This is a genomic window from Butyrivibrio sp. CB08 (assembly GCF_003625485.1).
GTDB lineage: Bacteria > Bacillota > Clostridia > Lachnospirales > Lachnospiraceae > Butyrivibrio.
Map to the genome: position 1 here is coordinate 173,613 of NZ_RAIR01000001.1, position 24,191 is coordinate 197,803.

The following is a 24,191-nucleotide window of genomic DNA, read 5'->3' on the forward strand; positions in this document are numbered from 1 at the left end:
TTGCTGTAATAGAGGAGATTTATTATGAAAGCGTTTCTAATTCTAGAGGACGGAACGAAATTTGAGGGGAAGCACATAGGAGCTGACAAGGATGTGGTCAGCGAGATCGTATTTAATACCTCCATGGCGGGATATACAGAGGTGTTTACGGATCCTTCCTATGCAGGACAGGCAGTATGCATGACATATCCGCTTATCGGAAACTACGGCGTTTGCGTAGAGGATATGGAGTCAGAGAGGATATGGCTTGATGCCATCATCGTAAGAGAGTTGTCCAGGATCCCATCAAACTTCAGATGTGATATGTCGATCCAGGATTTCCTTGATAAGTACGAGATCCCTGGAATCGAGGGAATAGATACAAGAGCTCTTGTAAGACTCCTTAGAGAAAAGGGCACCATGAACGGCCTTATCACTACAAACGAGAATATCTCTTTTGACAGCGTTAAGGACAAGATCGCCGCATACACCACAGGAGATGTGGTATCCAAGGTATCCTGCAAGGAAAAGAGATTGTTCAAAGCCTCTGAGTACGAAGACAGGATCGAGGGTAAGCCATCCCTGGTAAAAGAGAGAAATGGTACAGGTCTTAAGGTAGCTCTTTTAGATGTAGGCGCCAAGCAGAATATCACAGATTCCCTTTTAGAGAGAGGATGCGATGTTACAGTTTATCCTTATAACACCACAGCAGAGGAGATCCTGGGAGATAAGCCAGACGGAATCATGCTTTCAAACGGCCCTGGAGATCCAAAGGACTGCGCTGGAGTTATAGAGGAAGTTAAAAAGCTCTATGAAAGCGACGTTCCGATCTTTGCGATTTGCCTTGGACATCAGCTCATGGGCCTTGCAACAGGCGCTGACACCCACAAGATGAAGTACGGCCACAGAGGTGGCAATCACCCGGTAAAAGACCTTGAGACCGGCAAAGTTTATATCTCATCCCAGAACCACGGCTATGTGGTAGATGTGGACAAACTGGACAAAACAAAAGCAGTTCCAGCCTTTATGAATGTCAATGACGGCACAAATGAAGGTCTTAAATATGTGGGCAAAAATATCTTCACAGTGCAGTTCCATCCAGAGGCATGCCCAGGCCCACAGGACACTAGCTTTTTGTTTGACCGCTTCATAAATATGATGCTACAGGAAAAAGAAAACGGAGGTAAGAACTGATGCCAAAAAGTAAAGACGTCAAAAAGGTTCTGGTCATCGGTTCAGGACCAATAGTAATAGGACAGGCTGCGGAGTTCGACTACGCTGGAACCCAGGCCTGCAGATCCCTTAAGGAAGAGGGCGTTGAGGTTGTACTTGTAAACTCAAACCCCGCTACCATCATGACAGACAAGGATATCGCTGATGAGGTCTACATTGAGCCCCTCACAGTCAAGGTCCTTGAGCAGATCATTGAAAAAGAAAAACCAGACTCCATCCTTCCAACCCTTGGTGGCCAGGCCGGCCTTAACCTTGGAATGGAGCTCGATGAGTCAGGATTCCTTAAAAGCCACGGGGTTAAGCTCCTTGGTACAACAGCTGAGACCATCAGAAAGGCTGAGGACAGACAGGAATTTAAGGACACCATGGAAAAGATTGGTGAGCCCTGCGCAGCATCCACTGTTGTTCACAACGTAGAGGACGGCGTTGCCTTTGCAAAAGAGATCGGTTATCCGGTAGTCCTGCGACCTGCATTTACCCTTGGCGGATCCGGCGGTGGTATCGCCCACAACCAGGTGGAGTGCGAAGAGATCCTCAAAAACGGACTTCGTCTTTCAAGAGCCAATGAGGTTCTTGTTGAGAGATGTATCTCAGGCTGGAAGGAGATCGAGTACGAGGTAATCCGTGACAGCGCAGGAAACTGCATCACAGTCTGCAACATGGAGAACATCGACCCTGTAGGTGTACACACTGGTGACTCTATAGTTGTGGCTCCATCCCAGACCCTTGGCGATAAAGAGTACCAGATGCTTCGAAGCGCAGCTCTTAATATCATCGATGAGCTCAAGATAACTGGTGGCTGTAATGTTCAGTTCGCCCTTCATCCTACAAGCTTTGAGTACTGCGTAATCGAGGTTAACCCAAGAGTATCAAGATCTTCAGCCCTTGCAAGTAAGGCGACAGGATACCCTATTGCCAAGGTTGCAGCCAAGATCGCCCTTGGATACACTCTTGATGAGATCAAGAATGCCATTACAGGCAAGACCTTTGCTAGCTTTGAGCCTACTCTTGACTACTGCGTAGTTAAGTTCCCAAGGCTTCCATTTGATAAGTTCATTACTGCCAAGAGAACCCTCACCACACAGATGAAGGCTACCGGAGAAGTAATGAGTATCTGCACCAACTTTGAAGGTGCAATGATGAAGGCGATCCGCTCTCTCGAGCAGCACGTTGACTGCCTTACAAGTTATGACTTCTCAGAGCTTGACGACGACGAGCTCCTTGCAAGACTTAAGATAGTAGATGACCAGAGAATATGGGTAATCGCCGAGGCCCTTCGTCGCGGTATCAGCCACGAGGAGATCCACGACATCACTATGATCGACCTGTGGTTTATCGATAAGCTCCACACCCTGGTCAAGATGGAACTTAAGCTCCTTAGGGCTGGTGAAAAGAACAGAGAAGGTAAGTACGGAACCTTAGAGGATGCCAAGAAGATCATCAGTTTCGATACAATGCTTGAAGCAAAGCGCCTCGAGTTCCCTGATACTGTTATCAGCAGGTTCACAAGATTTACAGTGCCTGTGTTAAAAGAGCTTCGTGACTTCTACAATATCCACGCAACCTTCAAGATCGTTGATACCTGCGCCGCTGAGTTCGAGGCCCAGACCCCTTACTACTACTCAGTTTACAACGGCCCTGATTCAGAAGATGAGGCTGCGCTTTCAGCTAATTCCGGCAAGAAAAAGATCCTTGTCCTTGGCTCAGGTCCTATCAGGATCGGTCAGGGTATCGAGTTCGACTACTGTAGCGTTCACGCCACATGGGCATTTAAGAAGGCTGGATTTGAGACAATTATCATCAATAACAACCCGGAGACAGTCAGCACGGACTTTGACATCGCTGACAAGCTCTACTTTGAGCCTCTTACTCCTGAGGATGTTGAGAACATCGTAAGACTTGAAAAGCCAGACGGAGCTGTAGTTCAGTTCGGTGGACAGACAGCCATCAAGCTCACTCAGGACCTTATGGAGATGGGAGTTAAGATCTACGGAACAGACGCCAAGGACGTTGACGCTGCTGAGGACCGTGAGATCTTTGACCAGATCCTTGAAGAGACAGGAGTTAAAAGAGCTGCCGGCGCAACAGTCTATACTGCAGAGGAGGCCAAGGAAGTTGCAAACCGCCTTGGATATCCTGTTCTGGTTCGTCCATCATACGTTCTTGGCGGTCAGGGCATGCAGATAGCTCTTTCCGACGACGAGATCGAAGAGTTCATGAACATCATCAACAGATATGCTCAGGATCATCCTATCCTTGTTGATAAATACCTTCAGGGAATTGAGACTGAAGTTGATGCAGTTTGTGATGGCGAAGACATAGTGATTCCGGGTATAATGGAACATATAGAGCGTTCAGGAATCCATTCCGGAGATTCAATTTCCGTATATCCTGCACAGTCTCTTTCTGACAAGGTAAAAGAGACTATCGCTGAATATACAAGAAGACTTGCAAAGGCCCTTCATGTAATAGGACTTATCAACATCCAGTTCATTGCAGTTGGAGATGAGGTTTACATCATTGAGGCCAACCCAAGATCTTCAAGAACAGTTCCTTACATCAGTAAGGTTACAGGTATTCCGATCGTTGACCTTGCTGCCAAGGTAATGCTTGGAGAAAAGCTTAAAGACCTTGGCTATGCACCAGGACTTCAGCCAGAGGCAGGATATGTGGCTATCAAGATGCCAGTATTCTCCTTTGAGAAGATAAGAGGCGCTGAGATCAGCCTTGGACCTGAGATGAAGAGTACAGGTGAGTGCCTTGGTATCAGTAAGAACTTCAACGAGGCTCTCTATAAGGCATTCCTTGGAGCTGGTGTAAATCTTCCTAAGCACAAGCAGATGATCATCACTGTTAAGGACGCTGACAAGGGCGAGATCATTGAGATTGCAAGGCGCTATGAGAAGCTTGGCTACATCATCTACGCTACAAGATCAACAGCCAACACCTTAAATGAAAACGGTGTAAAGGCACGTAAGATCAACAGGATCAGCCAGGAATCACCTACCGTCATCGACCTTATCCTTGGACACAAGATCGACCTTGTAATCGATACACCTACCCAGGGCCGTGATAAGACAAGAGACGGATTCATCATCAGAAGAACTGCAATTGAGACCGGAGTTAACGTAATAACAGCTCTCGACACAGCAAGGGCACTTGTTACAAGCCTTGAGTGCGCTGAGACAGAAGAGAGTCTTGAACCAATCGATATAGCAAAACTATAAGTGTATAGGAGAAGTCTATATGTCAAAGGTTGTTTACGAGAACCCATTAGCTTACGAAAGTGACATCAGGGATTTTATTCTTGAGGGTAAGGCCAATATCTCTTTTGACGAAGGGGCCATGAGGATTGATTCCAAAAACCTTTCCCCGGAGGACCAGAAGGACGGCTGCGTTTTGTGGTGCCCTGTGTCCTTCCCTTCTGATGTTAAGATCGAGTGGGTTTTCAGACCTTTGGAGGAGCCGGGCCTTGCGATGCTGTTTTTTGCAGCCAAGCCAATAGAGTCTGGCAAGGACTTCTTTGGAAGTGATATGGCTGAGCGTACTGGCAAGTACAGACAGTACTACAACGGAGACATCAATGCCTACCACATCTCCTATTTCAGGAGAAAAGAGGAGACGGAGAGAGCCTTCCATCTGTGCAACTTAAGGAAGAGCTGCGGATGCAATCTGGTGGCTCAGGGTGCAGACCCTATACCAGATGCAAATCCTGATTCAGGCTGGTATGAGATGCGCATCATCAAGAATAAAGACGTGATTACTTTTTTGATCAATGATATTGTGATCCTTGAGTATGAGGACGATGGCAGAACCTATGGAGACTACCTGACCGGCGGATATGTTGGATTCAGGCAGCTCTCACCTATGATCGCCGAGTACAGGGATTTCAGAGTGACATGGTTATGACGGGGGATAAGATTTGAAGATACTAGTTATTAACGGACCAAATTTAAACTTCCTTGGAATCAGGGAAAAGAGTGTATATGGCAGCCAGGACTACGAGGCCCTTTGCCAGATGATCGAGGACAAGGCTCAGTTTCATGGCGATGAGGTTGAGATTTTCCAGTCAAATCACGAGGGAGATATCATAGACAGGATCCAGGAAGCCTACAGCGATGGAACAGAGGGTATCGTAATTAATCCCGGAGCTTATACCCACTACAGCTATGCTATTCACGACGCTCTCAAGATCCTTGAAAATGTGGTCAAGGTTGAGGTGCATATATCAGATATTACAAACAGAGAGGATTTCCGCAAGGTTTCTGTGACAGCACCTGCCTGTGACAAGCAGATTTATGGATTGGGCCTTGAGGGCTATCTTGAAGCCATGAACTTCATTACAAAAAGAGGTTGAAAAACCATTAAGTTTAGTTTATACTATCCTAGGTTGTTTGATGTAATGTAATTTAGGAGGAATATATATGATTTCTGCAAGTGATTTCAGAAATGGTGTTACCATCGAGATCGATGGCAACGTATGTCAGATTATCGAATTTCAGCATGTTAAGCCTGGTAAGGGCGCTGCTTTCGTAAGAACCAAGCTCAAGGACATCATCAATGGCGGTGTTAAGGAGACAACATTCCGTCCAACTGAGAAGTTCCCAGCAGCTAGAATCGACAAGAAGGATATGCAGTATCTCTATCAGGATGGCGATATCTTCAACTTTATGGATTCAGAGACTTATGAGCAGATCGGTCTTACATCAGATCAGATCGGCGACTCCCTTAAGTTCGTTAAGGAGAATGAGACATGTAAGGTTATGTCTTACAATGGCAACGTATTCGCAGTTGAGCCACCTATGTTCGTAGAGCTCACAATCTCAGAGACAGAGCCTGGATTCAAGGGTGATACAGCTACAGGTGCTACTAAGCCTGCAACTGTTGAGACAGGTGCTACTGTATCAGTTCCTCTCTTCGTTAACGAAGGTGATGTTATCAAGATCGATACAAGAACTGGTGAGTACCTTTCAAGAGTATAATCTTATACGTAACCATATCTGACGAGAAGTCATAGTTTATATAAGAAACTAAGCAAGACAATAGATTTTCAGTTCGAGAATCTATTGTCTTTTTTTGCGCTTTTTCGGGGGAGATGAGGCAACTACGCATCTATACATAAATAACATGATTTAAGGAGATTCAGATATGGAAAATAGTATTAGAGAATTTACACAGACCCTGGCGGAGCTGGTTCAGGGCAGAATTGGAAAGGGACACACTGTTAAAGACCATGAGGTGGTCAAGAATAATGGGGTTAAGTATAATGCACTGCTTATAGGTAAAGAGGGGAGATGCATCTCTCCAACAATTTATATTGACCCGTTCTATAAGGCATACAGAGAGGGCATGACCATGAAGGAAATAGTTGAAGAGATAGTTAAGGTCTATAACAGCAGCATGCCAGAATCTGACATTGATGTGGATTTCTTCTTCGACTTTGCCAAGGTCAGCGACAAGCTCTTTTTCAAGGTGGTGAACTATGAGAAAAATAGGACAAAACTCGAGGGTGTTCCATACAGAAAACTGATGGATCTTGCCATGGTGCCTCTTTGCAGGATGAACAGCGCTGCAATAGGAGAGGGTGTCATCACCATCACCAATGAGCACCTTAAGAGCTGGGAAATTACAGAGGAGGAGCTCTGGGAGAATATTGGTGAAAGTGCAGGCAGGGTAGCACCTTTAAAGATCTCAAGCCTGCTGGATGTTCTTGAAAGGCTCTCAGGGAGCTGCATTGATGTCCCACCACTTTGCGGCATAAGCGTTGTGACTAATACGTCGGACAATTACGGCGCCAGCGCAGTATTTTACCCGGGGGTATTGCCAGAGCTTGCGAAGGACAGAGAGTGCGACCTTTATATCGTTCCAGCCTCTGTCCACGAGACCCTGGTTATCCCTGATCCTCAGATGGAGATGGATGTAGATCACCTCATTGGAATAATTGCTGAAGTCAACCGCACTTCCGTTGCTGAAGAGGAGATCCTTAGTGACAGCCTCTACAGATATGACCGCGAGAGTGGAAAGCTCTTTGTGGTCAAAGAAAAGGCTGAGGCCTAAATAAAAAAAGGAATAAGCCGGATGTCCAGCTTATTCCCTGGCAATGTAAGATAGGAAATCAACTATGTCTGAATCACTCATGGAATGTGACCTAAGCCAATTTATCATGTTTTTAATTAGCCTTGGTTCTATGTTGCTGCCATCCTGATCAAGTGATATCTGATTTTCGACAGCGTCGAGAATATACGAATTCACACTCATGCCCTTATTTTTGGCCTCCTGGGTGATGCGTGTCTTTTGAATGGGCTCCATGCGTAGTCTGATTTCCGCTTTGGTTGCCAGATACTTTTTGATGGCCTGCGCCTGAGATTCAGTGTAGAATTTCTTTTCGCTCATAAGCATATCCTCCTGGAAATATTATAAAGGTTTTTGCTATATGAGTATATAGAGAATTATGTAAAAGAATATAAAATAGTGAGAATTTATAGAATATGGGAACATATAGAAGGAGGATTTAGAATATGCCTAAAACAGAAATAGTAAAACTTATAGAGTGGCTTAGAGCTCATGGACACACAGATAGCGAGATAATTGATTGCATTGAGTTTGTGGAATCGAATGAGAGAATGCCGGAAAATGGGCAATAAAAGAGTGCACCCAACTGGACTCGAACCAGCAACAAAGGCGTCGGAGGCCTCCGTTTTATCCATTAGACTATGGGTGCACATACAACATTCACATTTTAGCACAAAAGGTGTACGGACGCCAATAATATACGCATTTTCACGCATATTGTAAGGCTCTGCGAAGGCCTTAACAAACTTGACTTGACTAGCGTTCTTATATAAAATCAGAGTGTTGTATTATGATTTCCAGAGGTTACTTTTTATGAAAAAGAAGAAAAACGATATTACAAACTGGCGTAATGAAAAGAAGGATATTTTCGCTATCCTTGGAGACAACAAGAAGTATCTTATGCCAGCAATACTGCTTGTAGCAGTTATCATTACTATAATCATTGCGGTTAATGCCAATAAGAGAGCCACGGAGCTGGCTCAGTCCACAGTAGCAACATCAGAGGTTTCTACATTTGAGATCCCGGATGTAACCATGGAGGAGAATGCATATCCTGAGGTCAACGCACTTATAGACAGGTACTACACAGCATCAGCTGAGGGAGATGCGGACACTCTTTCAGAGATCTACAAGGGACTTGATGAGACAGAGATCCTTAAGTCTGTAGCAGCTTCTGAGTATATTGAGAAGTTTGACAACATTGTGGTTTATACCAAGCCAGGCCCTATAGAGGGAAGCTACGCTGCATATGTTTACAACGAAGTTAAGCTCTACGACTATGATGGCTATTTACCAGGTCTTGAGACACTTTATATCTGTACTGATGACAGTGGTAAGCTCTTTATCAACGGCGATATAGCAGATGCCAATGAGATCGAATACCTCAAACAGATCAATGTTCAGGCTGATGTTATCGACCTTAATAACAAGGTTGCTTCCACTTACAACGAGATGGTAAGTGCAGATGAGAAGCTTGCAGAGATCCTTACCAAGATGCGTGCAGGCCTTCAGGTTTCTGTCGGAGAAGCCCTTGCTACATCTGAGGGTGCATCCAATGAGGAGAGCGACAGCTCCAACGAGGCATCTGAGGAAGAGAGCACAGAGCCAGAGGTTAAGACAGTTACTACCAGAACCATCAAGGCTACTGACGTAATCAATATCAGAAGCTCAGATTCAGAGACAGCGGATGTCCTTGATAAGACAGAAAAGGGTCAGGAGTTTAAAGAGCTTGAGGCTCTTGCTAATGGCTGGAGTAAGATCGAGTACAAGGGTAAGACAGCTTACGTTAAGACTGAGTTCTTTGACATAGTATCAACCGAGACAACAGAGGTTGAGAACACAGAGGATGACAATGCACAGGCCGAGGCTTCCACAGAGGCTTCAAGTGCAGCTTCCAGCAGCGCTTCATCTGCTTCAAGCACTACAGCCAGCAGCTCTGCTTCGGCAGCAAGCTCAACAGCTTCTTCATCAACTTCAGCGTCCAAGGTTTCTTCTGCTAAGACTGGCAAGATGACTGTTACAGAGTCTATCAAGTTCAGAAAAGAGGCCAGCACAGATTCTGAAGCTATGGCTACAATCTATGGCGGAGAAACTGTAAATGTAATCGAGCAGTATGCCAACGGATGGGCTAAAATAGAGTATAATAAGAAGACAGGATATATTAAGTCAGAATTCCTTAGAGAATAATACAGATCCAGGTAGGAGGGCTTTAAATGTTCGGACGTTTAAAAGTTGCTATTATGGGTACCGGTAAGATTGCGGGCATCATGGCAGACACACTTAAGGGTATGAAGGGTGTTACCTGCTATGCTGTAGGCTCAAGAACAATTGAGAATGCAGAGAAGTTTGCTAAGGCCTATGGTGTCAAGAAGGCCTATGGTTCATACGAGGAACTTGTAAACGACTCCAAGATCGATCTGGTTTACGTGGCAACACCACACTCAGAGCACTTTGAGAACGTTAAGCTTGCCCTTTCAGCTGGCAGAAATGTTATCTGCGAGAAGGCCTTTACCCTCAATGAGAGTCAGGCCAAGCAGCTTTTTGATTTTGCCGAGGAAAAGAATCTTCTCCTTACAGAAGCTATCTGGACAAGATATATGCCTATGAGGACCAAGCTCCTTGAGGTCCTTGGCAGCAATATTATTGGTGAGCCAACAATGCTCACAGCTAATCTTGGTTACAACATTTCTTATAAAGACAGGATCAATAAACCCGAGCTTGGAGGCGGAGCCCTCCTTGATCTTGGTGTTTATGTCCTTAACTTTGCGTCTATGGTCTTTGGCAATGACGTTTCAGACATTGCATCAATCTGTACTTTCAACAACCTTGGAATGGATATGCAGGATTCCATCACTCTTCGCTATGCAAATGGCAAGATGGCTGTTCTTAACGCCACCGCTCTTGCAAATAGCGACAGGAGTGGAATCATCTATGGTACCAAGGGATATGTTGTAGTGGACAATATCAATAATCCTGAAGGCATCACAGTATACGACAGCGAGTATAAGAAGCTTGCATATTACAAGAGGCCCAAGCAGATATCAGGCTATGAATATGAAATTGAGGCCTGCGTAAAGGCTATTAACGAGGGCTGGAAAGAGTGCCCTGAGATGCCTCATTCCGAGTCACTTAAGATCATGAATATGATGGACTTCATCAGAAAGGCCAACAATATCAAGTTCCCTTCTGAGGAAGAGATTTCAGCAACTCCTGAAAACGGGGAAACAGAGGTTGCTACAATAGAAACACCAGAAACAGAAACGGGCGAATCACAGGAGTAATCCTGATCGCCAGTGGGGAGTGTATGAGAAAAAAGTTAGTTCCCATAATTCTGCTCCTTGCACTTTTGGTCAATCAGTTTTCATTTGTCAGCTACGCAGATGAGTACAGCAGTCTTTCCGATCTCTATGAGAGGGAAGCAGAGACTCAGGCTGCAATCTCCAATCTTGAGAAGCAGACAAAAGAAACTAAGGATGCCATAAGTGCCCTCCAGGGACAGAAGGAGCAAACACAGGCCAGTGTTAATAATCTGGAAAACCAGAAGGGAAACCTTCAGAGCACCATCAACGGTTATTCCAGTAAATTGACGACCCTTGATGAGGAAATCTCTGAGGCGGAAGAAGCCATGGCAGAGGTTTCTGCTGAAATAGTACAGCTTAATAACGAACTCTTTGAGGCACAGCAGCAGGAAAAGGACAGATACGAAGCTTTAAAAAAGCGCCTTAAGAACACCTACGAAAGTGGTGGAACAGGCGGGCTTGTACGTGTTCTTTTAGAGTCTAAATCTCTTGGAGAGCTGCTTACCAAATCTGAATACCTAAATGCAATAGTCAGGTACGATCGCCAGAAAATCGCTGAATTTAAGGAACTTCAGGCCGAGATAGAGGCCAAGAAAAAGGTTGTTGAAGAAAGAGAAGCGGAGCTTGATGCTTACCAGGAACAGCTTGATGAGAAACACGATGAGCTCCAGGGCCTTACCGATCAGGTAAAGGGCCAGCTCTCAGCCACCAACAGCTCTCTTAAGAATGAAAAGAATAAGCTGGCAGACTATGACAGTCAGCTGGCATCTCTTGATGAGAAGATGAAGGCTCTTGAATCCCAGGTAGCAGCAGCTCAGGCAAAGCTTGCTCAGCAGATTGCAGAGAGACTTGCTCTTACCAAGGAGAATCTGGGCGGTGCATATAATGCCAGCGACACAGAGCTTGTGTGGCTTGCAGCAACCATCCAGGCTGAGGCGGACGGAGAATCCTATACAGGTAAGCTGGGTGTAGGCTCGGTTATCATGAACAGGGTTAAGAGTTCGGCATTTCCTAATACTGTAATTGGTGTTATCACCCAGAACATGCAGTTTGCTTCCTACAGATCAGGTAAGGTAGAGCTCTTTGTTGAAAGAGGTCCTAACTCAACCTGTGTGAGAGCAGCCCAGGAGGTTCTTGGGGGCGCCCGTATCGGTGATTATCTCTTTTTCATGACCAAGTACTGGGCAGACTACTACCGCATTTCTTCCTACACAATGATCGGTAACCACGCGTTCTTTTACAGGTGGGAAACATATGCTGCGCCAGAGCCGGAGGCACAGCCTTCAGAGGATTCACAGCCAGAAGAGAGCAGTGATGACTCAGGATCTTCTGAGGAGTATCATGAGGAATCATCCGACGATGACGATGATGATGACAACGGTGATGATGGCGGCGATGACGACGGCGACGACGGTGGTGATGATGGCGATGACGGCGGAGAATAGAAATATAACATAACTGATGAACTGAGGGCTTGACGGAATCCGCCAAGCCCTTCATAATAAGCCTAGCCAAAAAGTTTGATATTACATTTTTCATGCAACTGATGCTATTAGTATCGGAGGATGAAAAATGAAGAAAGTTCATATAATCACAGCTATGACAGCTTGTTCACTAATGATCTCTGCCTGCCAGGGTCCGGAGATCAGTCTTAAGGATGCTTCTGAGATCATTTCCCAAGGGTATATCAACAAGGAGAGAATCTCGAACATCGGAGATCCATATCTTGTAACTGAAAATGGAAAATACTATGTCACCGCCACCGGTGATGGCAAAGGTTATGATATCTATTCTTCAACTGACCTTACAGACTGGAATAAGGAGGGAAGGATTTTCTCTTCCAGTGCAAAGGAAGGATGGGTCAGGAGCAGTTTGTGGCAGCCCCAGATCGTCATTGGAAATGACGGGAAGTATTACCTGTATTACTGCGGAAACAACGACGACAAGTCTTTAAGGATCGGTGTTGCAGTAGCTGACACCATAACTGGTCCATACACAGATGCACTTGATCATCCTCTTCTGGATGTAGATTACGCCACCATTGATCCCAACCTTTTTGTGGATGAAGATGGCAGTATGTACCTTTATTTTTCTAAGGACTGTTCAGAAAATATAGTTGATGGTTATCACACCAGCCAGCTCCATGTAATTGAGATGGATAGCTACACAAGTGTTAAAGCGGGCTCAGAGCCTGTACTTGTAGCTACACCTGACCAGGAGTGGGAGCTTCAAAACGGTGAATGGCGCTGGAATGAAGGCCCCGACATCTTAAAGCATGAGGGCAGGTATTATCTCTTTTACTCAGGAGGATGCTATGCTGATGCCACTTATTCCATAGGCTATGCGGTTTCAGACTCGCCCATGGGGCCTTTTAAGAAGTATGAGAATAATCCGCTTATTGCATCTACTGACAAGGTTTCAGGTCCTGGTAACAACAGCTATTTCCATTCTCTTGATGGAAAAGAGCTATACACCTGCTACCATACTCATACCATCAAGCTCATTGCTGGTGGAAACAGGAAGGTGACCATAGACAGGTGTGGATTCAGGGAGGACGGCTCTTTTTACATAAATGGTCCTACCATCACCAGGCAGACACCTGTTTCGGGACACAGCAGACTGTCCAGGGTTGAAGCTATATCTGTAAGTTCATCGGCTATCGAAGAGGGCAGGAGTGCCATGGCCCTTATTGATGGAGAGACGCTAAACAGCAGAAACGAAGGTCTCTACGAATGGAGGGTGCAAAAGGCTGACGATGTATATGCAGAGTTTGACTTTGGCCAGAAGGTAGGGATAGACTGTATATATATCTATGGCTCAGCTGACAGCAACTACGAGGTAGCGTCCTTTGATATAATGTTTGATGACGGGGCTATTAAAAATGTCTGCGCCAAGGCGGAGAATGATGAGCCACTTGTACTGTATTTTGACAGGGTTACAACTTCGAAGGTTAGGATTGTACCAACAGATTTTGGTGGGGCAAAAGGTTTTGGACTTTCAGAAGTTCTTTTCTATAATTCAATGGAATAACATGTTGGGGGCAAAAAATGAAACAGGAAGTACGGCTAAATTTAAATAATATAGACAGGGTTACCAGTATATCCAAAGCGCTTTCTTCCAAGCTCAGAGTTGATATTCTGCGTCTTCTTGATAACCAGGCGCTAAATATCAGCAGCATTGCCGAAGAGCTGGATATTCCAGTTTCAACTGCAGCACTTCAGATCAAGGTTCTTGAGGAGGCTGGGCTTGTAGTGTCAGAGCCGTTGCCAGGAATCAGGGGATCTCAGAAGGTCAGCGGCATCAAGGTTGGAACGGTTCATATCGACATTAAGTCGGGAGATGATGATGCGTCCTCCAGCAGGACTGTGAGGATCTCAATGCCTATCGGCAATTACTCGGATTGCCAGATAGAGGCGCCCTGCGGAATATCATCTGAGAGGCAGGCGATTTCTCCTGATGATGACAAGGATGCATTCTACCTGCCAGACAGGACAACTGCTCAGATCATCTGGTTTTACAAGGGATTTTTGGAATACAGATTTCCCAAGAGACATGTGGATGAACACGGTAAGATCAAGGGCGTAGAGTTTACTTTCGAAGCCTGCTCTGAGGCTCCTGGCTACAACAACACATGGCCTTCAGATATAACCATCTGGATAAACGGAGTGGAGATAGGCGGCTTTAGAAGTGAAGGAGATTACGGCGGAAGAAGGGGTAAGCTCAATCCCGAGTGGTGGCCAGATATCCTTACTCAGTATGGCAAGCTGTACTCTGTAATGATAGATGCAGAGGGGTGCTACGTTGATAACAAGCTGACTTCTAAAGAGAACGTTAAGACTCTTGGAATAGATGAGGGAGACTTCATCAGCTTCAAGATCGGAGTCAAAGAAAGCTCCGAATTCGTTGGCGGTATCAATCTGTTTGGAAACCGATTTGGTGATTTTGACCAAAACATTGAGATGGTACTTCACTACTAGGGTGAAGTAAGCAAGTAAAAACGTTTTTATTACGAAGCGTCGCAAAGCCAGTTGCGGCGCTTTTTCTTTTGCATTAATTACATTGTTACATAAAATATGTAAGTTAATGCTACAAGAATTATGTAACTAATTCCTTGTGCAAACTGTAAAAATGTACACAATACGGTTGACATAGCCTATTTTTATAGTTAAAATCAACAACATAAAGAGGCCTCAGTTACATAAAAAATGTAATTAAACAAACTTTATGGCGAACGAACGATAAAATGTTACATAAATAATGTAATAAAGTAAATCAGGAGGACATGTATGAAAATCAAAAAACTTGTAAGTGTACTTATGGCTTCAACCATGGTATTGTCACTGGCTGCTTGTGGAAGTGCCAGCACAGCAGGTGTAGAGAACGCTTCTTCAGGCGCAGCAGAGACAGCAACTCAGACACAGAGCTCATCAGACAATGGGGACAAGGTGATCGATTTCTGGTCAGTATTTACCGGTGGTGATGGAGAGGCAATGCAGGAGATCGTTGATGCCTACAATGCTACTAACCCAGAGTACAAGGTAGTACACAGAATGATGGCCCAGGAAGATCTTTATCAGAACCTTCCACTTGCAGTTCAGTCAGGTACTGATGTTCCAGATCTTGCTATCAACCACGTAGACAGACTTCAGCTTAACAAAGAGAACAACGTATATCTTCCTATGGATGAGTACATCGCAGCTAACGGCAAGATCACAGCTGACAAGTACAACGCAGCAGCATGGAATCCAGGAGAGATCGATGGCAGCAGATATGCAGTACCTCTTGATGTTCACGGATACCTTACATACTACAACAAGGATCTTGTTGATAAGTATTATCCAGGAGCACTTGATGACAACGTGATCACATTTGATGAGATTGCTAAGTACGCTCCAGCAGCTGCAGCAGACGGCGTTTATTCATACGCTTACACTTGGGGCAGAAATGAGTTCCAGGAGTGGTACGCACAGCTTGGTGGTAAGGCATCAGAGGATGGCACAGAGCCTGCTCTTAACAATGACAAGGCTAAGAAAGTCCTCCTTGACTGGAAGAGCGCTGTTGACAACGGATGGTGCACACAGGACGGCGATGACCCAACTAACCTCTTCGGACAGGGACAGCTTGTATTCCTTCCTGAAGGAACATGGATGATCGGAACCCTCAACTCAATGGATATCAACTATGGCGCTACATACGCTATTTCCTACGACGCTGCTAAGCCTATTTCATGGGCATCTTCACACCAGTTCGTAATGCCAAGAAAAGAGCAGACAGCTGAAAAGGGTGCAGCTATCATGGACTTCCTTGCATTCTTCCAGGATAACTCACTTCCATGGGCTCAGGTTGGTCAGTGCCCTGCAACTGTAGCAATCACTAATGATCCTGCATTCAAGGAAATGCCTCAGGCATTCTTCCTTAATGATCCTGCACTTTCATTTATCTCTGACTACAAGTACTACGGCTACATGGTAGATGCTCTCGATGCATTCGTTGGCGAAGTAGTATTTGGCAAGATGGATGTGGATGAAGCTCTTTCAACCTACAACCAGCAGATCAGCGATAATATCAAGAATCAGTGATATAAGTCATAGTAACTATAATGCTTTGGGCGGGCCAGTACTGGTCCACCCAAAGTTTTTAGGGGAGTTTTTGATGAAACAAAGACCTATAAAGAAAAATGATCTTACAGCATATATGTTCATAGCACCTCAGCTCATATTGTTTGTGGTATTCTTTCTTGTTCCTGCTGCTATGGGTGTTTACGCTGCTTTTACCAAGTGGGATATCTTCAGCCCCCAGATGCCTCAGTTTGTGGGCTTTGATAACTTCAGGGAGATCCTCTTTAACAGCGAATCTACCTATTACAGGTTCTTCAGGACTGGCTTTACCAACACTGTGATCTTCGTGCTTATTTCTGTGCCTATAGGAATCGTACTGCCACTTCTTATGGCCATTGCTATCAACAATAAGCCCTTTGGACATAAGTTTTTCCAGTCACTTTTTTACATGCCGACAGTATTATCAATTTCTACAGTAATCCTGATCTGGTACTACATGTTCAATAAGAACCTGGGACTTATCAATAACTTTTTCCACACCAAGATAAACTGGATTGGAATTCAGCCCTACGCCTGGATTGCCATTGTCCTGGTAACTGTATGGTGGACCATTGGTACAAACATGGTAATCTACCTGGCGGCTTTAAACGGAGTATCCAAGGATGTTTTAGAAGCTGCGGATGTAGATGGAGCCGGCCCTGTGAAAAAGTTCTTTTCCATAGTGATCCCATCAATAAGGAATCAGCTGGCATACACGGTGGTGCTGACAACAGTAGCGCAGTTCAACATCTATGGACAGCCTCTTATGCTCACAAGCGGAGGACCTAACAATTCCACAAACGTTCTTCTTATGGTCATAAGAGATCTGGCATTCCCGTCCTTTGGCGGTAAATCCATATCCGGACTTGCTTCTGCCATGGCGCTGATGCTGGGCATAGTAATGATCATAATAGCCCTTTTGCAGTACAAATTTGTTGGGGATGAGGAGTAATGATATGAAAAGAAAAATCGGATTAGGTAAAACACTGGCATTTGTATTTTGCCTGATATTTGCTGTCATATGGATTGCCCCGCTGTCGCAGTCCCTGATGACATCACTTAAATCTGAAAAAGAAATCAAGATGTCGGGATATTCTTTTTTGCCGCAGAACCCCACTATAGAGAGCTACACTGACCTGTTTTCAACAAGGTCAGATTCCACGCCTATCCTTAAGTGGTTTGGAAATTCTCTTTTGACATCAACAGCATTTACAATCCTGGTTCTTGTCATTTCATCAACTTCAGCATTTGCATACGCAAGGCTGGATTTTAAAGGTAAGAACGCGCTGTTTGGAATATTGATGGCGACCATGGTGTTTCCTTCGGTCATAAACCTTATCCCGCTTTATAAGATATGTGCGGCCTTTAACATGATCAACACCAAGTGGGCGCTGATCCTGCCTGGAGCAAGCGGAGCATTCAACATTTTCCTCATCAGGCAGTTCATGCTGGGTATACCAAAAGAGCTTGATGAAGCCGCAAGAATTGATGGCGCAAGCTGGTTTCAGATCTACTGGAGGATCATGCTTCCTCTGTGCGCACCGGTTCTCACTGTTGTTGGAATGTTTGCATTTACCGGAAGCTGGAACGACTTCCTGTGGCCAACCCTTGTTATCAGCAACGTAGACAAGATGACCATCACACCCGGAATGCAGATCCTTAAGGGAACCTATGATGTTTACCCGTCACACGCTATGGCGGGCGGTATTATTTCCGTTATCCCTACCTTCGTGCTGTTCCTTTTTGCACAGAAGTATTTCATCAAGGGAATGCAGCTGCAGTCAGCTGTTAAAGGTTAATTATTAGATATAAGAGGAAAAAGAGAAATGACAACATTGCCAAGAACAGAATATCCAAGGCCTGACTTTGTGAGGGACAGTTTTGTTAGTCTAAACGGCGAGTGGTCCTTTGTCTACGACGATGACAACAGAGGATTTTCCGAAAAATGGTACGAAGGGACCAGGGATGTTTTTGATAAAAAGATAATAGTGCCATACACATATCTGTGTGAATTATCAGGGATCAATGACCAGGATTTTCACGATATTGTCTGGTATCAGAGAAAGGTGAGCTTTAAGAGTAGCAGGGAAGGCAGCAGGTTCCTTTTGCACTTTGGAGCAATAGACCATGTGGCAGATATCTGGATAGACTCTGATCACGTATGCCACCACGAGGGAGGAAACACTCCCATAGATATCGATGTGACAGATGCTGTAGCAGGAACTGAGGAGCATCTTATCACAGTAAGAGCCTTTGACGACTCTGGTGATTTTGAGATGACAAGAGGCAAGCAGTTCTGGAAGAGACAGTCAGAAGGAATCTTCTACACAAGGACTGTGGGCATCTGGCAGAGCGTATGGTTTGAGGAAGTGCCTGAAGTGTATCTTTCAAGAGTCAGGATCACTCCCGATCTTGATGAGCGCATGATAGAGATCGAGATGTTCATTGAAGGAGCAAAAGAGGCTACGGCTTCTATAGATATTTCCCTTAAGGGACAAGCTCTTCTATCTGATGACATCGAGATCAAAAACGGAAAGGCTAAGCTTAAATACTGGCTTGATTCTTCCATTACTCTGGACTGGCATCACCAGGAGAGCTGGACCTGGAGCCCTGAAAATCCTGTGCTCTTTGATATTGTATATAGGGTTTGTGGAGTGGCAGAAAGTAGCGCTGCAGACACTGTTACGGGCTATTTTGCCTTCAGAAAGATAAACGTTGTAAATGGCAGGATCCTTCTTAATAACAGGCCATATTATATGAAGATGCTTTTAGATCAGGGGTATTTCAGAAAGGGACTTCTTACAGCACCTACCGATGATGACCTTAGAAAAGACATCGAATACGCCAAGGAAATGGGCTTTAACGGCGTAAGAAAACACCAGAAGGTTGAAGATCCAAGATACCTGTACTGGGCTGACAAGCTGGGATTTTTAGTATGGGGAGAGGGACCAAGCTCCTACGAATACTCAGAACTTGCTGTGGACAGACATACGAGAGAGTGGCTTGAGATCTTAAAAAGAGATTACAACCACCCATGCATTATCGCCTGGGTTCCACTTAATGAGTCCTGGGGAGTGCACGAGATCCTTGACAGGAAAGATGAGCAGGCTCATTCACTGGGACTTTACTATCTTGTTAAGTCCATTGACCAGACCAGGCTTGTAATAAGTAATGACGGCTGGACTCACACCAAGTCAGACATTATATCAATTCACGACTACAGTGGTGACAGAGATGAACTCACAGAGCACTTTGGAGATCTTAAGACTATAGTTAGCTCTTTTCCGGGAGGACATGCACTGTTTGCCAATGGCTATCAGTATCACGGAGAGCCGATCATGGTCACTGAGTTTGGCGGAATATCCTTCTGCAAAGACGGAACAGAGGGCTGGGGATATACAGCGGCTTCAGACCAGGAAGATTTCCTTACAAGATACAGAAATGTGGTTGAACCTCTTCTTGATTCTCCTTATGTTCAGGGCTTTGTTTATACACAGCTCACAGATGTAGAGCAGGAGATCAACGGTCTTATGACCTACGACAGAGAGTTCAAGGTTCCACCAGAGAAGATACGTAAGATAAACCGCTAAAGTTTTCATAACACTCTTTTCATTTTTAAAAAGGCGCCAGGAGAATTTCTTCTCCTAGCGCCTTCCTCCATTTAGGGAATGGACTTTTTATTAAACGATACCCTGAGCCTTCATAGCATCAGCAACCTTAAGGAAGCCTGCGATGTTAGCACCAGCAACGTAGTTGCCTTCCATACCGTACTTCTTAGCTGCATCATCAATGCTGTGGTAGATGTTAACCATGATCTGCTTAAGCTTAGCATCAACCTCTTCGAAGGTCCATGAAAGTCTCTCAGAGTTCTGGCTCATCTCAAGAGCTGATGTTGCAACACCACCTGCGTTTGAAGCCTTACCACAAACGAAGAGAACCTTGTTAGCCTGGAGGTACTCAGTAGCCTCGATAGATGTAGGCATGTTAGCACCCTCACATACAGCCTGAACGCCGTTAGCAACAAGCTGCTTAGCATCGTCAAGAAGGAGCTCGTTCTGTGTAGCGCAAGGAAGAGCTACATCACACTTAACTGACCAAACGCCCTTGCCCTCGTGGTACTCAGCTGAAGGTCTAGCTGCAGCGTACTCAGTAAGACGTGCTCTCTTAACTTCCTTAACTTCCTTAAGAAGTTCAACATCGATTCCTTCTGGATCATAGATCCATCCTGTAGAATCTGAACATGTAACAGGCTTAGCACCGAGCTGCTGAGCCTTCTCGATAGCGTAGATAGCAACGTTACCAGCGCCAGATACAGCAACTGTCTTGCCCTTGATGTCAGAGCCGTTGCACTTAAGAAGCTCCTCTGTAAGGTAGAGAAGACCATAACCTGTAGCCTGTGTACGAGCAAGAGATCCGCCATATGTAAGGCCTTTACCTGTAAGAACGCCTTCGTATGTATCTCTGATTCTCTTGTACTGACCATATAAGAATCCGATCTCACGTCCGCCAACACCGATATCACCAGCAGGTACGTCTGTGTCAGCACCGATGTGTCTGAAGAGCTCTGTCATGAAGCTCTGGCAGAATGCCATAACTTCTCTGTCTGACTTGCCCTTAGGATCGAAGTCTGAACCACCCTTACCACCGCCGATTGGAAGGCTTGTAAGAGAGTTCTTGAAGATCTGCTCAAAACCAAGGAACTTAATGATTCCAAGATTTACTGAAGGATGGAAACGAAGTCCTCCCTTGTAAGGTCCGATTGCTGAATTGAACTGAATTCTGAAACCGTTGTTTACCTGAACCTGTCCCTTATCATCAACCCAAGGTACTCTGAAGAGGATCTGTCTCTCTGGAGTTACAAGTCTCTCTAAAAGAGCGTCCTTGCGGTATTCTTCTTCATTAGCCTCAATAACTACACGAAGTGACTCAAGCACTTCCTTAACTGCCTGATGGAATTCAGGCTGAGCTGGGTTCTTGTCTACCACATACTGGTAGATCTCATCAACATATGACATTTCTGGTTTCTCCTTCCCGTGCCTTAGCACAATAAAAAATCTTGTATAATTCCTTAATTTTGGGTATAAAAATAGGGCGTAAGGAATTAAAGGTCTCTACGCCCCATTGCGCAGACATCACTGTCTGTATACAATTATACACATGACCACTTTAAAGCGCAAGAGTTTTTTGTGAAAGCCGCTATGTTTATGCAGGATGCGCGTTTTGAACGCTGTTCATACGCCGGTCAATAATGAAAATTCATATCAGGAGCCACTTTCATTGCGTCTGATATGTACTTTTCGAGCCGATAACAAGTGGTATTTATAAAAAATACATATCAGAAGCATGATTCCGTTCATCTGATATGAATTTCATGCTTGTTCAAAGCTCTTTTCCCAATTTGTTTCGTAGAAAAATACATATCAAACACATAGAAAGTGCTGTTTGATATGAAAATGCCCTCAAAATGAGTTTGCGAGTGCTGAAAAAATACATACCAAATGCGCTTTAGTATCCGTTTGGTATGAATCCATGTTTATGATGACAAAAAAATCCCCTTGGGAACTGATTCCCAAGGGGATTTGACTTACTTAAGCCTGCATGCTTCTAAGCATTTCTATGGCTGTCTGAGGTTTCCTCTCATCCTTGCCAATATAATCATACTTATTAAGAAGTCTAGCTCTCATCTCTTCTGGATGATTGTAGAGCTGATCCATTATTCTATCAAAGGCCTGTTTCCATTCGCCCATCTCGTTACCTCCTTATACAAAGGTTAAACAACAAGTCAATCACGTAGCGAAACATATCATAACGGAAATGGGCAAAGAGTTCAATGCAAAAATCGCTAAAATTATATGAAAAAAATGTGATTAATTAGTAATCTTTTTGAACGCCAGGTAATTAATCAATGTACGCCTCGTCGTCTCTTGAATAATGCAGCAAATACAAGGGCCAGGAGAAGGACACCAGCTGAAACACCGAGATAGATGTAGCCTTCTGTGCTTACTGTGCTGGAAGCGTCCGGGAAATCACCGCCTGGGAATCCGCCTCCAGAGAAGTCTCCACCAGGGAAATCACCGCCTGGGAATCCGCCTTCAAAGTCTCCACCAGGGAAATCACTGGGGAATCCCTCGCTGGACTCACTATTTGTGGTTTCGCTGTCACTGGTACTTTTGTCTGAACTTTCTGATCTGTTACCGTGACCGCCAGGTCCACCTCCGCGACCACTGTGGCGACTGCCACTTTCGGAGTCGCTGCTATTGTTATTGCCGCCAGGGAATCCACCTGGGCCGCCATTACCACCAGAGAAGTCTCCACCCGGGAATCCACCTGGGCCGCCACCGCCGCCCATGGAGCCCATATCGGAGAGGGTGATACCTGAAGCATCGATAAGGCTTGATGAATCTGCCTCCTGTCCAGCGTCAGTTGACGGAATAGTTCCATCAAGCTGTCCCTGGATGCTTTTGCATCTAAGACTAACAAACTGCTGCATGGTCTCTACTGCAGTATCAAATTCCTCTGTGGTGCAGAACTTGGTAGGATCTTTGTCTACGTAGTCCCTGATCATGTTGTAGGTGCTATCGATGAGATCAGTCAGATAGCCATTGGTATAAAACTGATCAAGGAACTCCTGGTAATATTCATGGTACATCTCAAGGTACTCATCACTTGATGTGATCCAGGAGAACATAGGTCTGTCTGTGCTGTCTTCTGTAACCTGAAGAGGAGTATCTATAGGGTCATTAATAGCTGAAGTTGAATCACTTGCCTGGAAGGTTCCGTAGGCCAGATTGTAATCCCAAGGGATCATGGACAGCTGGCCATCTTCTTCATATAAATAGTAGTTGTGGATCATGGATCCTGTATAGCTGTCACCATTTACAAGGAAGTTGTGGACTACCATGTATCTCATAGCTTCTTCAACATTTACAGCGCTGGTAATCTCTTCAGTATCACCATTTTCAATGCCCTCATTAAGTGACTTAAGAGCGCTTATCAGCCTGTTTTTGTCAGAAGTGGAGATAGGAGTCTTGGCGCTGTTAAATATGGTAGAATAGCTGTCGTAATCGTCGTCTGAGTAGATCAGCTTGGCATCATTGTTGCCAAATCCAAAAGGCATTCCACCGCCAGGAAATCCGCCATCCTTACTGTCAAAATCTGGACCGCCTCCAGGGAATCCGCCTTCCTCGCTGTTAAAATCTGGTCCGCCGCCGCTAAAGTCAGGACCCTTTGCAAAAGAGCCTGGTCCCTTTTTTTCAGACTCAGAATCCTTTGACTCGGAATCCTTTGACTCAGTATCCTCAGACTCAGTCTCGGTATCTTTCTTACCAAAATCAAAGTCGAAGTCATCCATATCAAAGTCTCTACCATTGCCTCTGCCACCGCCCATGGACATGGTATCGGGCTTATAGAGATCTCCGAAATTGGAACCATAGTTTCTTTCAAGGAAAGAGTCTTCAACAGCCTCAACAGCCAGGAACAGTCCCCAGTCCTCACCATTTACTGTCACGTAGACAAAGCTCACAAGGGGAGCAGAAGCTCCAAACTCGCCCATTAGCTTGTAGGCCAGGTAATCCTTCATCATGGTGTAGTCCTGGATCAGGTTGTTGAGACATAGCTTATCAAGGCCATAGTAGTTATTTGAATCCTCGTAGGCGTCGAATTCTATCTTTAAGCTGTACCTTTCGCTGTCAAGCTGGGACACGGTGCTAAGGGATGTATTTCCCTTTCCACGGATGCCAACGTTATAGATTGTCTCACCATCGATAGTCACGTTTGCTGTGCTGTATTCCTCACTGGTGGCAGTTTCAATAAAGCTGTCCCAGTCGTCCATCTCGATATTCAGAGTGTGAACATAGCTGTCATCAAAGAGCTTATCTTCATATGAAAAAGAGATTGCTCCAGCCTCTGTAAGTCCCAGAGCACTTCCGTTCATAAACAGCACAGTAACAAGAACAGCGATAAGTAGAACAAATACGCATATTTTGTTAATGTTTTTACTGCTTATCATGGC

20 protein-coding genes and 1 tRNA gene are annotated in these 24,191 nt (G+C 44.9%); 16 read left to right on the plus strand and 5 right to left on the minus strand.

What is annotated here, in order from left to right:
* The first annotated feature begins 24 nt into the window (after positions 1-24).
* From D6855_RS00820 to D6855_RS00845, 6 genes are all read left to right on the plus strand, one after another.
* Complete coding sequence (locus D6855_RS00820) at positions 25-1,173, plus strand: carbamoyl phosphate synthase small subunit (protein ID WP_120737060.1); 1,149 nt, start codon at positions 25-27, stop codon at positions 1,171-1,173.
* A complete protein-coding gene (gene carB, locus D6855_RS00825) occupies positions 1,173-4,439 on the plus strand; it encodes a carbamoyl-phosphate synthase large subunit (protein WP_120737062.1) in 3,267 nt (1,088 codons plus the stop codon). The genes D6855_RS00820 and carB overlap by 1 nt, the downstream gene beginning before the upstream one ends.
* A gap of 19 nt (positions 4,440-4,458) precedes the next feature.
* Positions 4,459-5,121, plus strand: a complete 663-nt coding sequence (locus tag D6855_RS00830; RefSeq protein WP_120737064.1) for a DUF1961 family protein — start codon at positions 4,459-4,461, stop codon at positions 5,119-5,121.
* 13 nt (positions 5,122-5,134) lie between these two features.
* Positions 5,135-5,569, plus strand: coding sequence for a type II 3-dehydroquinate dehydratase (aroQ, locus tag D6855_RS00835; RefSeq protein ID WP_120737066.1), 435 nt, complete (start codon positions 5,135-5,137; stop codon positions 5,567-5,569).
* Between the two features lie 67 nt (positions 5,570-5,636).
* Entirely contained in the window at positions 5,637-6,194 is a 558-nt protein-coding gene (gene efp, locus D6855_RS00840; protein ID WP_120737068.1) for an elongation factor P, read from the plus strand.
* 166 nt (positions 6,195-6,360) lie between these two features.
* Complete coding sequence (locus D6855_RS00845) at positions 6,361-7,269, plus strand: DUF5688 family protein (RefSeq protein WP_120737070.1); 909 nt, start codon at positions 6,361-6,363, stop codon at positions 7,267-7,269.
* A 30-nt stretch (positions 7,270-7,299) separates the two neighbouring features.
* Here the strand turns inward: D6855_RS00845 and D6855_RS00850 are convergent, their stop codons facing one another.
* Positions 7,300-7,605 carry a hypothetical protein gene (locus D6855_RS00850; protein WP_120737072.1) on the minus strand — a complete coding sequence of 102 codons (306 nt, stop codon included), beginning with the start codon at positions 7,603-7,605 and terminating at the stop codon, positions 7,300-7,302.
* Positions 7,606-7,730: 125 nt separating this feature from the next.
* On the opposite strand from D6855_RS00850, the gene D6855_RS16990 reads away from it, so the two are divergent.
* Positions 7,731-7,856 (plus strand): hypothetical protein, encoded by a 126-nt coding sequence (locus D6855_RS16990; RefSeq protein WP_256372295.1) that lies wholly within the window; start codon positions 7,731-7,733, stop codon positions 7,854-7,856.
* Positions 7,857-7,861: 5 nt separating this feature from the next.
* On the opposite strand, the gene D6855_RS00855 is transcribed toward D6855_RS16990, so the two are convergent.
* A tRNA-Arg gene (locus tag D6855_RS00855) sits at positions 7,862-7,933 on the minus strand.
* Positions 7,934-8,097: 164 nt separating this feature from the next.
* On the opposite strand from D6855_RS00855, the gene D6855_RS00860 reads away from it, so the two are divergent.
* The 9 genes from D6855_RS00860 to D6855_RS00900 all read left to right on the plus strand — a co-directional run bounded on the left by D6855_RS00860 (position 8,098) and on the right by D6855_RS00900 (position 19,770).
* On the plus strand, positions 8,098-9,471 hold the full coding sequence (locus tag D6855_RS00860; RefSeq protein ID WP_120737074.1) for an SH3 domain-containing protein: 1,374 nt from the start codon (positions 8,098-8,100) through the stop codon (positions 9,469-9,471).
* A gap of 26 nt (positions 9,472-9,497) precedes the next feature.
* On the plus strand, positions 9,498-10,565 hold the full coding sequence (locus D6855_RS00865; protein WP_120737076.1) for a Gfo/Idh/MocA family protein: 1,068 nt from the start codon (positions 9,498-9,500) through the stop codon (positions 10,563-10,565).
* A gap of 23 nt (positions 10,566-10,588) precedes the next feature.
* A complete protein-coding gene (locus tag D6855_RS00870) occupies positions 10,589-12,028 on the plus strand; it encodes a cell wall hydrolase (protein ID WP_120737078.1) in 1,440 nt (479 codons plus the stop codon).
* 127 nt (positions 12,029-12,155) lie between these two features.
* Entirely contained in the window at positions 12,156-13,613 is a 1,458-nt protein-coding gene (locus tag D6855_RS00875; protein ID WP_120737080.1) for a family 43 glycosylhydrolase, read from the plus strand.
* Positions 13,614-13,630: 17 nt separating this feature from the next.
* Entirely contained in the window at positions 13,631-14,560 is a 930-nt protein-coding gene (locus tag D6855_RS00880; RefSeq protein ID WP_120737082.1) for an ArsR/SmtB family transcription factor, read from the plus strand.
* Positions 14,561-14,869: 309 nt separating this feature from the next.
* The gene (locus D6855_RS00885) at positions 14,870-16,162 is read left to right on the plus strand and encodes an extracellular solute-binding protein (RefSeq protein ID WP_120737084.1); all 1,293 of its coding nucleotides are present in this window, start codon (positions 14,870-14,872) and stop codon (positions 16,160-16,162) included.
* 73 nt (positions 16,163-16,235) lie between these two features.
* Positions 16,236-17,132, plus strand: a complete 897-nt coding sequence (locus tag D6855_RS00890; RefSeq protein ID WP_120737086.1) for a carbohydrate ABC transporter permease — start codon at positions 16,236-16,238, stop codon at positions 17,130-17,132.
* A gap of 4 nt (positions 17,133-17,136) precedes the next feature.
* Positions 17,137-17,979: a carbohydrate ABC transporter permease gene (locus D6855_RS00895; protein ID WP_120737088.1), complete on the plus strand. Its 843-nt coding sequence runs from the start codon at positions 17,137-17,139 to the stop codon at positions 17,977-17,979.
* Between the two features lie 27 nt (positions 17,980-18,006).
* Positions 18,007-19,770: a glycoside hydrolase family 2 protein gene (locus D6855_RS00900; protein WP_120737090.1), complete on the plus strand. Its 1,764-nt coding sequence runs from the start codon at positions 18,007-18,009 to the stop codon at positions 19,768-19,770.
* Positions 19,771-19,860: 90 nt separating this feature from the next.
* Here the strand turns inward: D6855_RS00900 and gdhA are convergent, their stop codons facing one another.
* From gdhA to D6855_RS00910, 3 genes are all read right to left on the minus strand, one after another.
* Entirely contained in the window at positions 19,861-21,195 is a 1,335-nt protein-coding gene (gene gdhA, locus D6855_RS00905; RefSeq protein ID WP_120737092.1) for an NADP-specific glutamate dehydrogenase, read from the minus strand.
* 573 nt (positions 21,196-21,768) lie between these two features.
* Positions 21,769-21,927 (minus strand): hypothetical protein, encoded by a 159-nt coding sequence (locus D6855_RS16645; RefSeq protein ID WP_158589435.1) that lies wholly within the window; start codon positions 21,925-21,927, stop codon positions 21,769-21,771.
* 155 nt (positions 21,928-22,082) lie between these two features.
* Positions 22,083-24,188, minus strand: a complete 2,106-nt coding sequence (locus D6855_RS00910) for a CotH kinase family protein (RefSeq protein ID WP_120737093.1) — start codon at positions 24,186-24,188, stop codon at positions 22,083-22,085.
* Positions 24,189-24,191 lie beyond the last annotated feature (3 nt).

Coding starts and splice junctions, on each gene's coding strand:
- D6855_RS00820 (WP_120737060.1), top strand. CDS start 25: ATGAAAGCGTTTCTAATTCTAGAGGACGGAACGAAATTTGAGGGGAAG.
- carB (WP_120737062.1), top strand. CDS start 1,173: ATGCCAAAAAGTAAAGACGTCAAAAAGGTTCTGGTCATCGGTTCAGGA.
- D6855_RS00830 (WP_120737064.1), top strand. CDS start 4,459: ATGTCAAAGGTTGTTTACGAGAACCCATTAGCTTACGAAAGTGACATC.
- efp (WP_120737068.1), top strand. CDS start 5,637: ATGATTTCTGCAAGTGATTTCAGAAATGGTGTTACCATCGAGATCGAT.
- D6855_RS00845 (WP_120737070.1), top strand. CDS start 6,361: ATGGAAAATAGTATTAGAGAATTTACACAGACCCTGGCGGAGCTGGTT.
- D6855_RS00850 (WP_120737072.1), bottom strand. CDS start 7,605: ATGAGCGAAAAGAAATTCTACACTGAATCTCAGGCGCAGGCCATCAAA.
- D6855_RS16990 (WP_256372295.1), top strand. CDS start 7,731: ATGCCTAAAACAGAAATAGTAAAACTTATAGAGTGGCTTAGAGCTCAT.
- D6855_RS00860 (WP_120737074.1), top strand. CDS start 8,098: ATGAAAAAGAAGAAAAACGATATTACAAACTGGCGTAATGAAAAGAAG.
- D6855_RS00865 (WP_120737076.1), top strand. CDS start 9,498: ATGTTCGGACGTTTAAAAGTTGCTATTATGGGTACCGGTAAGATTGCG.
- D6855_RS00870 (WP_120737078.1), top strand. CDS start 10,589: ATGAGAAAAAAGTTAGTTCCCATAATTCTGCTCCTTGCACTTTTGGTC.
- D6855_RS00875 (WP_120737080.1), top strand. CDS start 12,156: ATGAAGAAAGTTCATATAATCACAGCTATGACAGCTTGTTCACTAATG.
- D6855_RS00880 (WP_120737082.1), top strand. CDS start 13,631: ATGAAACAGGAAGTACGGCTAAATTTAAATAATATAGACAGGGTTACC.
- D6855_RS00885 (WP_120737084.1), top strand. CDS start 14,870: ATGAAAATCAAAAAACTTGTAAGTGTACTTATGGCTTCAACCATGGTA.
- D6855_RS00890 (WP_120737086.1), top strand. CDS start 16,236: ATGAAACAAAGACCTATAAAGAAAAATGATCTTACAGCATATATGTTC.
- D6855_RS00895 (WP_120737088.1), top strand. CDS start 17,137: ATGAAAAGAAAAATCGGATTAGGTAAAACACTGGCATTTGTATTTTGC.
- D6855_RS00900 (WP_120737090.1), top strand. CDS start 18,007: ATGACAACATTGCCAAGAACAGAATATCCAAGGCCTGACTTTGTGAGG.
- gdhA (WP_120737092.1), bottom strand. CDS start 21,195: ATGTCATATGTTGATGAGATCTACCAGTATGTGGTAGACAAGAACCCA.
- D6855_RS16645 (WP_158589435.1), bottom strand. CDS start 21,927: ATGGGCGAATGGAAACAGGCCTTTGATAGAATAATGGATCAGCTCTAC.
- D6855_RS00910 (WP_120737093.1), bottom strand. CDS start 24,188: ATGATAAGCAGTAAAAACATTAACAAAATATGCGTATTTGTTCTACTT.